Genomic DNA, 12,374 nt, shown 5'->3' with positions numbered 1-12,374 from the left:
ACGCATGGCGCGGGCCGGGCTGACGGCGGAGCGGGTAACGATCGCGGGCGCCGAGCTGGCGGACGAGGTCGGGCTCGAGCAAGTGACCATGTCGCAGGTGGCACGGCGGCTCGGCGTGAAGGATGCGAGCCTCTACACGCACGTCCGCAGCCTGGAGGATCTGCGCGGACGGATCGCGCTGTTGGCGGCGGACGAGAAGACCATCCGTATCGCGGAGGCGACCGCCGGGCGGGCAGGCAAGGACGCGCTGGTCGCGTTTGCGAACGCCTGGCGGGACTACGCCCACCAGCATCCGGGCCGCTACATGGCGACGCAGACCCCGATCCAGATCGACCCTGAGCTGGCCGCCGAAGCGCCCGGACCACGGCGCGCGGTCGAGCTGACCTACGGCATGCTGCGCGGCTACCGACTGGCCGAGCCCGACCTGACCGACGCGGTCCGGCTGCTGCGCAGCACGTTCCACGGGTTCGTCGCCCTGGAGGCCGCGGGCGGCTTCGCACACGAGCGTTCTCCACAGCAGTCCTGGAGCCGCGCCCTCGACGCCCTGCACGCCGTGCTGGAGCACTGGCCCCCGTCCCGAGAAGGAGACTCCGCATGACCGACCCGACCATCGGCAGCCTGCGCGTGAACGGCGCGACCCTGCACTACGAAGTACGCGGCCAGGGCCCGCTCCTTCTGCTGATCCCCGGCGGGACGGGCGGCGCGGCCTCCTTCGACGGCATTGCCGACGACCTGGCCGCTGAATACACCGTCGCGAGCTACGACCCGCGCGGCATGTCCCGAAGCACACTGGACGACCCCGAGGCCGAGCAGCGAGTGGCCGAGCACGCCGATGACGCGTTCCGAATGCTGGAACTGCTCTCGCCCGGTGAGCCCGCCCGGGTGTTCGGCGCCAGCTCCGGCGCGATCGCCGCCCTGCACCTGCTCATCACCCATCCCGAACGCATCGCATGCGTCGTGGCGCACGAGCCGCCGGCGGTGGAGGTCCTGCCCGACGCCTCCGAACACCGCGCGCTCATCGCGCGCGTGCAGGAGACGTTCCACGCTCAAGGGCTCATGCCGGCGATGGCCATGTTCGCTGCGGGCCTGAAGAAAGACGGCGACACCACCGAGCCGAAGGCCGAGATCAAGCTTCCACCCCAACCCGCGGCGCGGGCCGAGCAGACGATGGCCAACCTGCCGTACTTCGTCGGACGCATCGTGCCCAGCTTCATGTCCTATGCCCCGGACGTCCACCGGCTGGAGGCGCTGTCGGGCCGGCTCGTGCTCGCCTGCGGCCAGGACTCACGCGGCGAGCTGCCCTACCGTCCGGCCGCTTTCCTGGCCGAGCGTCTCGGCACGGAACTCCAGCACTTCCCAGGCGGGCACACCGGCCTGACCACGCACCCCGCCGAGTTCGGCGAACTCCTCAGGAAGACCTTCCGCGCCAAGGCCTGAATCCCACTCGCCCTGGTGCCGATCGGCGCGTCAACTCGCGTAAATAAGAGGCGATTTGCCGATTCCCGTCACCCAATAGACACGTACCGACCCTCGACGCCGCCAGCATGTGCATGCCACTCTCCCGTTTGCCGCCTCATTCAACCCGCGTAGATGGGACACCCCACATGCTGGCGACACGCATACGCAGCTGGAAGTCAGTGGCGCTGACCACCGCCGCCGTCCTGGTCGGCCTCACCACCCCGGCGCTCACCGCGACTCCGGCCGCTGCGACGACCACTGCGTACGACGACACGTACTACCAGGACGCGATCGGCAAGACCGGCACAGCCCTGAAGGACTCGCTGCACACGATCATCAGCGACCAGACGACGATCTCGTACTCGGCCGTCTGGAACGCCCTGAAGGTCACCGACCAGGACCCGAACAACAGCAGCAACGTGATCCTGCTGTACTCCGGCATCTCCCGCAGCAAGTCCCTCAACGGCGGCAGCACCGGCAGCTGGAACCGCGAGCACGTGTGGGCCCAGTCCCACGGCGACTTCGGCACCTCCGCCGGCCCCGGCACCGACCTGCACCATCTGCGCCCCGAGGACGTGCAGGTCAACTCCATCCGCGGCAACAAGGACTTCGACAACGGCGGCAGTTCGTTCACCAATAGCGGCGGCAGCCTGACCGACTCCAACTCCTTCGAGCCCCGCGACGCCGTCAAGGGCGACGTGGCCCGCATGATCCTCTACATGGCCGTCCGCTACGAGGGCGACGACAGCTGGCCCGACCTGGAGCCCAACGATGCCGTCACCAACGGCAGCGTCCCGTACCACGGCCGTCTCTCGGTCCTGAAGGCCTGGAACGACGAGGACCCGCCGGACGCCTTCGAGGAGCGCCGCAACGAGCTCATCTACGACACCTACCAGGGCAACCGCAACCCGTTCATCGACCACCCGGAGTGGGTCGAGGCGATCTGGTAGCCCCGGTCGGACACCAGGGAGGGCGAACTCCCGCGAAAGCTGGGAGTTCGCCCTCCCATGGATATGAACCTCGACGAGCAAAGCTCAGTAGACGATGGACACGATCTGACAGGCGGCTTCGGCAAGCTGACGCTGTCCGCTGATGCGGACGCGGGCAAGGGCAGTCCCAAGACCAATGCCTCGGGTGCACAGGCGCCAGGCGATCTCAGCGTCCAGCCACACGGATGCAGTCGGCCGACCCCTGGCTGCTTCGGCCAGTGACCAGCGGTCCCCGGTGAGAGTTACGGTCCAGGTGCCGCCCGGCGGCCCATCGATGACCAACCTGGACTTGCGTCCCGACGGCTGCGTGCGTGTCGCGCAACGTGTGGGGCAGGGCCCGCATGAAGGTGTCCAGGACCGTGGACAGGGCGCGGGGCTCTGGGTCTGTTTCCCGGCCGGTGGCATGCCGGATCTGTTGGCGGTGGGTCCAGTACTCAGTGAACTCCCGGGCGATGTCCAGCCACTTCGGCGCCGGATCGACCCCTGCCCAGGACACTCACAGCCCCGTCGCGTCAAGATCGGCCCTCTCGAATTGACGGGTGACCTGGGTCCCGGCCAGTGCCAGGGTGTCGATGAGGGCGGCTGGGCTGTGACCGGCGTGGAGGTCGATCCATTCCTGGTTGACGCGATGGATGAACGCTTCCAGCGGCTCTCCGGCCGCGAATGCGCGCCGGTGTCCGTCTGTGCTCCAGCCGAGACGGCCGTGGTAGTCGCCGAGGATGTGAGCGGCGAGATCGTGCACGCTCCAGCCCGGGACCGCCATCTTGCTCCACTCAGCGGGCCGTAGATCGCGCAGCACATCGAGCAGGGACGTCAGCTCCGCCCCGAACAGCGGGCGAGCGTCGATCGGCTCGCCGAGCCAGGAGGAGTCCGATACGCCGTTGAGCTGAGGCCTCATGGGCAGAGCCTGGCAGTCCGCGGACCGGGTCCGCCATTGAATACCCCCCTCACGGAGGGGCGCTGCCATGCTGGTCGCCGTCCGTGAGCAGTCTGGGGAAGTGGCAGCGCCGCAGTAAGTCCTGCCATCGCGGCGGTACTGTCAGAATCTCCGCACAGCACACAAACGGCCCACACGAGGAGATCCCAGTGGCCGACGCTCCTGTCCCCCGCCGGAGCCCACCGCCTCACCGGACGAGGCCGTCACCGTGACACTCACCCATACCGGCGCACAAGCCGAAGTGCTCCGCACGATCGCCCTCCTCTAAGGACGCACCCCCGAGGAAGTGGCACTGGACCACATCGCCTGTGGCATCCCGTTGACGTTCTCGTCCCCCTTGGGTGACGACTCGGAGGCAATGGCCGCACTGGGACAGGCCATGTTCGACGGTCCCGCCGGCCTGTCGGCCAACTCCAGAGGCTGAATCGGGCAGGCCACGCCACCCCGCCGGGACGACGGCAACGCCTCGGCAATTCCGCCGGGGCGCACCGGAGTTCCCGGAGGGGTCCCATGAAGCTTCGTTCCTGGTCCGTCGCCGCCGCCCTCGCACTGACCGCCTCGTCCTGCCGACCCTCGGTGCCACCGCAGCCAAGGCCGCCGCCCCGCCCTCCTGCCCGGACGGGTCGGTGTGCTTCTGGAGCGGCGAGGGCTCTTCGACGGCAACTACTGGGAGTGGACCACACGCAGCGGCTTTCGCGACATGCCGCCCAGCGTCTCTAATCGGCTTGGGTTTCCTGGGCGATCCCGCGTGTCCGGGACCGCTCGGGAGAGTGACTCGGCCATCCCCGGGTGGGGGTGGTGTGGGCGTGGCGGTGGAAGCCTGCCCCGAGTCTGGCCCCGTCCGGCTGATGCCGTACGGGGGTGCCGATCGCGTTCGGTCCCTGCTGCCGTGACCACCGCCGGCTGCGGTGTCTCGGGTGCGTGGGGGTCCGCCCCGCCGGACGCTTGCCACCCCGCCGTGCCGTGGGGCCACGGTTGCCGGGTGGGGCGGGGACCCTGCGCCGCTTCCCGGGCACAGGGCGTTTGTTCGTGGGGCCGCTCTTGGTGCGGTCCCGGGTCTGATGCTGGACCGTGCCGGTGCGGTCCAAGGCCTCGACCACGCTGCGGATCACGAAGACTCCGGCGGTGCGGTCGAGGCGGGTCTGGTGCTGGTGGGTCAGGCCGCGGGCGCCAATGCGCTGCCAGGCGGCGTTGTCCCGGCCGGTGCTGTAGCCGCACGCGATGTTCGGGCAGGTCGCCCAGGCCCAGCCCGCCGCCCGACGGTTGGGGGCCTTGTGGTGGCGGAATTCGGTCAGACACCGGGGGCAGTGCTTCGACGTGCCCTGGGGCGGGACGATGACCACCGCGATGCCGTGGGCGGCGGCCCGGTGGCGGACGTGGGTGACGAAGGCGCCACGTACCGTCTGGGAAAGGCGGGTGTTGAGCGTGCGGCCCTTGCCGCGCGCTTGCATGTCGCGGAGATCTTCGAGGTAGATGACCGAGGCTCCGGCGGCGATCGCGTGGTCGGTCATGAAGCGGGCAGCGGCCTTGGCGAGGGCCGCGTTCAGCCGGGTACGGCGCCGGGCCACCCGGTCCCGCTCGGCTTCCAGGGCGGCGAGCTTCGCCACCAGCCAGGGATCCGGGCGCATCCCGCGTTCCTGCCGGGAGGTGATCAGGGTGCGCAGCCGGTCGATGCGGGCGCCGATCCGCTCTGCGTGGATGCGCAGCCGGTCGGCCTTGGCCAGCACCCCTGTCGCGCGGAAGTACACTGGGCGGGCGTCGGTCACCACCCGCGGCTGGGCCTCATCGGTCAGGTATAGGGTGCCGCCGGTGAGCAGGGTGTTCAGCCCCCAGTCGAAAGCCACCGCCCGCCGGTGTCCGGCCCGCTCCGGTTTCAAAACCGCCTGGGCGTAGGGCACATCGAGAAGCAGCCGCCCCTCGCGGACGCGCAGGGTCGGCGGGCGCAGCACCGCGGCGGCGGGTACGTGGGGCGGCAGCCGGAACCGAATACGCACCGGATGCCAGTCGGCCCGGCAGGCGGGATCGGGCCGCAGAGGCATCCGCAGGGTCAGCACCGCGTAGCGGAACGGGTCTTCCGGGCAGCGCTGAAGGGTGGCCAGTTGCCTGTCGGCCGCCGCGAGCACCACCTGCCCGCCCGCCCCCGGCGCCGACTCACACTCGGTCACGTCCGCAGGCAGCCGACTGTGGCGGGCCTGGAACGCAGCGATCTGCCGAGTGCGGGCCAGCAACACGCCGCTCGCCACCGCCCCGCCGTCGGGCAGCGCGGCGCGCAGCGCCTCCCACTCGCCCTCGGTACGCCGGGCAGGGTCGGCGGGCCAGGTCGCCAGCAGCGCGGCGGTGACCTCGGCACGCCACCAGGCCGAACGCAGCACCCGCCCGGCCTGCTCCTGCGCGATGCGCACCACCCGGTCCGGGACGTACACCCCCTGCGGAACGGTCACCGGCCAGCCCAGACGCCGCAACGCCATCCACCCCTGCGACGGCAGCGATGCACCCGAACGGTCGACCCCAGAGGCGAGCCGGGCCAGATCGGCCCCGCTCCAGTGCTCCTGGACCATGCCCTGAGCCAGCGACCCGACCAGAGCGCTCAGCCAGCCCGCCCGCTCCACCAAAGCTGCCTCGCCGAGCCGCTCGCCACTCACCACATCCACACCCCGCAGCGCGCGGGCACAGGCCGCCGCGACCTGCTGCACCTCCCCCTCACCCACCACGACCCTGCGCCGCACCCGCCCTCCCCTCACACACCCCGCACCGACTGACGATCACCTCAACGACCAAACCTCCGTACGGGTTACGCATCTCTGTGCGGCATACTCCAGGAACCCAGGCGACTGGCGCTCGCGCTACCTCGGCGACTTCGGCGGACGTATCGACGGGGTCGGTCCGGGCGCCTGTTAGCGTGCGTCAGCCCAGGTGCGTCGGCGCGAACATCCGCAGTACCGCCGGGAGGACGACCACCGACGGCCCGGGTGACGCCAGCGCCTTCGCCAGGTCCTGTTCCAGCGTCTCGGGGGTCGTCCGTACCCCCGGGACGCCGAAGGACTCCGCGAGGGCCACATAGTCCGGTCGGGTCAGTTCCGTCGCCGTGGCCTGGCCGAAGGCGTCCGTCATGTACTCGCGCAGGATGCCGTAGCCGCCGTCGTCGACGATCAGCCAGGTGACGTTCAGGTCGTACTGGCGGGCCGTCGCCAGCTCGGCGATCGAGTAGAGCGCGCCGCCGTCGCCCGACACCGCCAGCACCGGGCGGGTGGGGTCGGCGGCGGCCGCGCCCAGGGCCGCCGGGAAGCCGTAGCCGAGGCCGCCCGCGCCCTGGGCGGAGTGCATGGTGTTGGGGGCCTTCGGGTCGAAGGCCGACCAGGCCCAGTACGCCAGGATCGTCATGTCCCAGAAGGACGGCGACTGCGGCGGGAGCGCCCGGCGGACCGACGCCAACACCTCTTGTTCCAGGGTGAGTTCCTGGGCGGCGATGCGCTCACCCACACGGGACAGCAGGCCCCTCACCCGGTCCGGGGCCGTGTCGTCCTCCCGCTCCGAGACCGTCTCCAGCAGCGCCTGAAGAGCGAGGCGGGCGTCCGCGTGGATGCCGAGTGCCGGGTGGTTGGACTCCAGCTTCCCGAGGTCCGCCTCGATCTGGACGACCCGGCCGCGCGGTTTGAACGTGTGGTAGTTGGAGGACAGTTCGCCGAGGCCCGAGCCGATCACCAGGAGGACGTCCGCGTCCTCCAGGAAGTCCGTGGTGTACCGGTCCTCGATCCAGGACTGGAGCGACAGCGGGTGCGTCCAGGGGAACGCGCCCTTGCCACCGGGGGTCGTGACGACCGGTGCCTGGAGCCTCTCCGCCAGCTGCTTCAGCTTGCCCGAGGCGTCCGCCCGTACCACTCCTCCACCCGCGATGATCGCCGGACGTTGCGCACGGGACAGCAGGTCGGCGGCCACTGCGGTCAGTTCGGGGCGCGGGGGCAGCTCCTCGGGGAAGGCGTCGCCGCCCGTGACCACCGGGATCGCCGTCTCGGCCAGCAGTACGTCCTGCGGGATCTCCACCCACACCGGCCCGTGCGGGACCGTCAGCGCCGACTTCCAGGCCGCCTCGATGGCGGACGGGATCTGCGACTGGGTGCGAACGGTGTGGACGGACTTCACCACGCCCCGGAACGAGGCCGCCTGGTCGGGCAGTTCGTGCAGATAGCCGTGCCGGCCGCCGCCCAGCCCCGCCGTCGGGATCTGGCTGCTGATCGCCAGCACGGGGGCCGAGGCGGCCGCCGCCTCCTGGAGCGCGGCCAGCGAGGTCAGCGCCCCCGGCCCCGTCGACAGCAGCAGCGGCGCCGCCTCACCCGTGATGCGGCCGTACGCGTCCGCCGCGAACCCGGCGTTGTTCTCCACCCGCAGACCGATGTACCGCAGATCCGAGCGGCGCAGCGCGTCGAACATGCCCAGCGCGTGCTGGCCGGGCAGGCCGAAGACGGTCGTCGCGCCGAGCCCGGCCAGCGTCTCCACGACCAGGTCTCCGCCGTTGCGGCCGGGGGGAGGGTTCAGCGCGGCCTCCGTCTGGGCCGCGGTCGGGCGGAGTACCAGGTCGTGGTCGTGGGTCACTTCGAGCGCGCCTCAGCAATCTGGCGGGACATGATCGTGGTCAGTTCGTACGCCGTGTGGGAAGCCGCCACCGACGTGATCTCGGCGTGGTCGTAGGCGGGGGCCACCTCGACGACGTCCGCCGAGACCAGGTTGCAGGATGCCAGCCCGCGCAGGATCTCGAGGAGTTCGCGGGAGGTCATGCCGCCGGCCTCGGGGGTGCCGGTGCCGGGCGCGTGCGCCGGGTCGAGGCAGTCGATGTCGATGGAGATGTACAGCGGGCGGTCACCGATGCGCTGGCGCAGCTGGTCGGCGATCTCGTCGACGCCGCGCCGCATCACATCCGCCGACGTGACGATGCCGAAGCCCATCTTGGCGTCGTCGTCCAGGTCCTGCTTGCCGTACAGCGGGCCGCGCGTACCGACGTGCGACAGCGCCGACGTGTCGAGGATGCCCTCCTCCACGGCACGCCGGAAGGGAGTCCCGTGCGTGTACTCGGCGCCGAAGTACGTGTCCCAGGTGTCGAGGTGGGCGTCGAAGTGCAGCAGGGCGACGGGGCCGTGCTTCTTCGCCACCGAGCGCAGCAGCGGCAGCGCGATGGTGTGGTCGCCGCCGAGGGTCATCAGACGGGCGCCGGTGCCGAGCAGGTCGTCGGCGGCCGCCTCGACGGTCTCCACGGCCTCGTTGATGTTGAACGGATTGACGGCGATGTCGCCGCCGTCGGCGACCTGGGCGAGGGCGAACGGGGAGGCGTCCTGCGCCGGGTTGTAGGGGCGCAGCAGCCGGGACGCCTCGCGGATCGCGTTGCCGCCGAAGCGGGCGCCCGGCCGGTAGGAGACGCCCGAGTCGAACGGCACGCCGACCACGGCGACGTCGGCGCGGCCGACCTCGTCGAGGCGCGGCAGCCGGGCGAAGGTCGCGGGACCGGCGTACCGCGGGATGCGGGACGAGTCGACGGGGCCGCGGGGCGTCTCGTTGCTGCTCATCGGGAACTGCCTTCTTTCTTACGCTTCATCGCGTATGTACAGCTATGTACTACTGCCATACGACTCTACTGGTGTGCCGGGACCGCCTCGGCCACGGGTTCGGGTGCCCGCCCGGCCAGTCGTTCGCGCCAGGCGGCGAGGACGGCCTCGTCGGTGGCGGGAGTTGCCAGGGAGACGATCAGGTATGCGGCCAGCGAGGACAGCAGGCCGTAGTAGACGGGCTCGTTGGCGAGGATGCCGAAGGTCGCCATCAGCACGATCACCGCGACGCCGCCGACGGCGACCGAGGCGAGGGCGCCCTGGGCGGTGCCGCGCTTCCACAGCAGCCCGCCGAGGATCGGTACGAGCAGCCCGCCGACCAGCAGGTTGTACGCCACCGTCAGCGCCTCGACGACGTTATTGAGCGCGATCGCCGTGCCGATCACGGCGAGGCCCATGAGGAGGATGAAGGCGCGGTTGTCCTTGACCTCGTCGTGCTCGCCGTCCGGCCGGACGATGCCCCGCAGCCGCGACCAGATGTCGTTGTTGGCGACGGTGGCGCAGGCGATGAGGGCGCCGGAGGACGTCGACATCACGGCGGCGAGCGCGGCGGCCAGCACCAGCCCGCGCACGCCGACGGGGAGTTCGTCCTTGACTATGGTGGCGAAGGCGTCGTCGGCGCTGGCCAGGTTGGGGTAGAGGACCTTGGCCGCGGTGCCGATGACGGCGCCGGCGAGGGCGTACACCAGGCAGTACGTGCCGGCGACCGTGCCGCCCCACTTCGCCGTCGTGTCGCTGCGCGCGGTGAAGACGCGCTGCCAGATGTCCTGCCCGATGAGCATGCCGAACGTGTAGATCAGCACGTAGGTGAAGATCGTCTCGCCGCCGATGCCCAGCGGGTCGAAGTACTCCGTGGGCAGCTGCGCCTTCATCTCGCTGAAGCCGCCGGCCTTGACGACCGCGATGGGCAGCAGGAGCAGCAGGACCCCGATCGTCTTGACCACGAACTGCACCATGTCGGTCAGCGTGATCGACCACATGCCGCCGAGCGTGGAGTACGCGACGACGATCGAGCCGCCCAGGATGATCGCGAGGGTGCGGTTGATGTCGAAGAGGACGTCGAAGATCGTGGCGTACGCGATGGTCGACGTCACCGCGAGCATGAGGGTGTACGCCCACATGACCACGCCCGAGATCACGCCGGCCCGGCCGCCGTATCTGAGATCCAGCATCTCGGAGACGGTGTAGACCTTCAGGCGGGCGATACGGGCGGAGAAGAAGATGCTCAGCGCGAGCAGGCCAAGGCCGATGGTGAACACCATCCACGCGCCGGAGAGCCCGTACTGGTAGCCGAGCCCGACGCCGCCGATGGTGGACGCGCCGCCGAGGACGATCGCCGCCATGGTGCCGGAGTACATGGAGGGGCCGAGGCGGCGGCCCGCCACCAGGAACTCGCTCTTCGACTTGGCGCGGCGCATGCCCCACCAGCCCACGGCCAGCATGCCGGCCAGATAGACGACGATCACGATGTAGTCGACGGCCATGGGGGGCCTCCTTCACGCGCTCTCGGTGGCGTGTCGTGCAGATGGGGTGTGCGGTGGCTTCTCGCGGGGACATCCGCCCGTACCCGCGGCCACCGGTCCGGACCGACACTAGGTGGCCGGAAAGCGACTGCGAAGTGTACGTTTCATCCATCCAGGCCGAACGGGATGGAGGGAATGCACACCATGCCGGACCCAGCGGTTCCCCCCACGCCACCCGTGCCCCTCGCTTCACTCCTGGCCCGCGAGGACCTGGCCCTGCGCCAGATCGCCGGGCCGTCCGGTCCCGGCATCGTCATCCACTGGGCGCACACCTCGGAGATGTCGGACCCGTATCCCTACCTCCTGGGCGGCGAGCTCCTGCTCACGGCCGGCGTGCACATCCCGGAGGCGGCGGGCTCAGGGACATACTTCGACGACTACGTCTCCCGGATCGTCGCGGCTGGCGGTGCGGCGCTCGGCTTCGGTGTGGCGCCCGTGCACGACACGGTGCCGCGGGCGCTGGTCGCGGCCTGCGACACCCACGAGCTGCCGCTCCTCGAGGTCCCGCCGCAGACCACCTTCTCCGGCGTGGCCCGCGCGGTCTGGCAGCTGATGGCCCAGGCCCGGCATGCCGAACTGCGCCGCGTCACCGAGGCCCAGCAGAGCCTGGCCGCGGCGGCGGCCCGCCCGGACCCGGTGGCCTCGGTACTGCGACAGCTGGCCCAGCGGATCGGCGGGTGGGCGGTGCTGTACGGGCCGGAGGGGGCCCGGATCGCCGAGGCGGCCGGGCTCCGGAGGGCGGGTGAGCGGGGTGCTGGCGGAGCTGGCGGCGGTGGTACGTCCGGACGCCATGCGCGCGACGCCGGGCGAGGCGCCGGGAAGCCCGCCGACAACGCAGGTGGCCGCCGGCCCGCACCACGTCCCCGGCCGTCGCGACCGGCCGCGCCACCCCCACCTCGGCCACCACGACCGGTCGCGCCATCCCCACCTCAGCCACCGCGACCAGCCGCACCCCGGCCACCGCGACCGGCCGCGCCATCCCCACCTCAGCCACCGCGACCAGCCGCACCCCGGCCACCGCGACCGGCCGCGCCATCCCCACTTCGGCCACCGACACCGTCGCCGGCACCCACCTCGCCGCCTACGCCCTCGGCTCCGGCCAGGGTTTCGTCCTCGGCGTCGCCGCACCGCACCGCGAACCCGGCGCTCACGCCATCGCCTCGGTCGCCGCCGTGCTGCTCTCCCTCCTCACCGGCGAACAGCAGAGCGGTACCGGAGCGGCCAGGTCGTCGGCGCTCGTACGGCTGCTGCTGGGCGCCGAGCCGGAGGCGGTCGCGCCGCTGCTCGGCGGGGATCGGTGGCTGGTCGTGCACGCCCGGCCGGACGCGCACGCTCCCGACCAGGTGGCCGCCTCCGCGCTGGGCGCGGCGCTCGGTTCGCCGCTGGTCGACCTGGCCGAGGACGTCGTACGGATCCTGCTGCCGGCGGACCGCGAACCCGCCCCGCACCCCGGCTGGACCCTGGGCGTCAGCGCCCCCGTCGCCCCGCACGACTGGCCCGCCGCCGACGCCCGGGCGGCCCGCGCCCTGGCCCGCGCCCGCGCCACCCGCGCCGCCCTGGTCCGCCACGACCCCCGCCCCGGCCTGACGGGCCTGGTCCCCCCGGCCGAGGCGGAGGCCCACGCCCGCACCCTGCTCGCCCCGGTCACCGCCGCCCCGGCCCTGACCGAGACGCTGCGCACCTGGCTGTCCCTGCACGGCAGTTGGGACCGCACGGCGGTGGCCCTGTCGGTGCACCGCAACACCGTGCGGCAGCGCATCGCCCGGTGCGCGGCGTTGCTGGAGGCGGACCTGGACGATCCGGACGTACGGATGGAACTGTGGTTCGCGCTGCGGTTGTTGTGACCTGGGACAAGTGACCCACGTCCCAGCGT

7 protein-coding genes and 2 pseudogenes are annotated in these 12,374 nt (G+C 71.4%); 4 read left to right on the top strand and 5 right to left on the bottom strand.

Annotation, left to right across the window (positions count from 1 at the left end; translation table 11 throughout):
* Positions 1 to 4: 4 nt before the first annotated feature.
* From StrepF001_RS36670 to StrepF001_RS36660, 3 genes are all read left to right on the top strand, one after another.
* Entirely contained in the window at positions 5 to 598 is a 594-nt protein-coding gene (locus StrepF001_RS36670) for a TetR/AcrR family transcriptional regulator (protein ID WP_129802493.1), read from the top strand.
* Entirely contained in the window at positions 595 to 1,437 is an 843-nt protein-coding gene (locus StrepF001_RS36665) for an alpha/beta hydrolase (protein ID WP_129802492.1), read from the top strand. Before StrepF001_RS36670 ends, StrepF001_RS36665 begins: the two co-directional genes overlap by 4 nt.
* 167 nt (positions 1,438 to 1,604) lie before the next feature.
* Positions 1,605 to 2,408, top strand: a complete 804-nt coding sequence (locus StrepF001_RS36660) for an endonuclease (protein ID WP_129802491.1) — start codon at positions 1,605 to 1,607, stop codon at positions 2,406 to 2,408.
* A gap of 84 nt (positions 2,409 to 2,492) precedes the next feature.
* Here the strand turns inward: StrepF001_RS36660 and StrepF001_RS36655 are convergent.
* From StrepF001_RS36655 to StrepF001_RS36635, 5 genes and pseudogenes are all read right to left on the bottom strand, one after another.
* A pseudogene (locus StrepF001_RS36655) lies at positions 2,493 to 3,345 on the bottom strand (maleylpyruvate isomerase family mycothiol-dependent enzyme).
* A 755-nt stretch (positions 3,346 to 4,100) separates the two neighbouring features.
* Entirely contained in the window at positions 4,101 to 6,110 is a 2,010-nt protein-coding gene (locus tag StrepF001_RS36650; RefSeq protein ID WP_240797829.1) for a transposase, read from the bottom strand.
* A gap of 178 nt (positions 6,111 to 6,288) precedes the next feature.
* Positions 6,289 to 7,974, bottom strand: a complete 1,686-nt coding sequence (locus StrepF001_RS36645) for a thiamine pyrophosphate-binding protein (protein ID WP_129802490.1) — start codon at positions 7,972 to 7,974, stop codon at positions 6,289 to 6,291.
* Positions 7,971 to 8,939 (bottom strand): agmatinase, encoded by a 969-nt coding sequence (speB, locus tag StrepF001_RS36640; protein WP_129802489.1) that lies wholly within the window; start codon positions 8,937 to 8,939, stop codon positions 7,971 to 7,973. Before speB ends, StrepF001_RS36645 begins: the two co-directional genes overlap by 4 nt.
* A 65-nt stretch (positions 8,940 to 9,004) precedes the next feature.
* Positions 9,005 to 10,462 carry a sodium:solute symporter gene (locus tag StrepF001_RS36635; RefSeq protein ID WP_129802488.1) on the bottom strand — a complete coding sequence of 486 codons (1,458 nt, stop codon included), beginning with the start codon at positions 10,460 to 10,462 and terminating at the stop codon, positions 9,005 to 9,007.
* Positions 10,463 to 10,645: 183 nt separating this feature from the next.
* Here StrepF001_RS36635 and StrepF001_RS36630 point away from each other — a divergent pair.
* Positions 10,646 to 12,345 (top strand): annotated as a pseudogene (locus tag StrepF001_RS36630) (PucR family transcriptional regulator ligand-binding domain-containing protein).
* The last annotated feature ends 29 nt before the right edge of the window (positions 12,346 to 12,374 follow it).

The organism is Streptomyces sp. F001 (genome assembly GCF_004187715.1).
Classification (GTDB): Bacteria; Actinomycetota; Actinomycetes; order Streptomycetales; family Streptomycetaceae; genus Streptomyces; species Streptomyces flavusporus.
The sequence above is the reverse complement of the archived record's forward strand: the minus strand, read 5'-3'. Positions and strand labels throughout refer to the sequence as shown.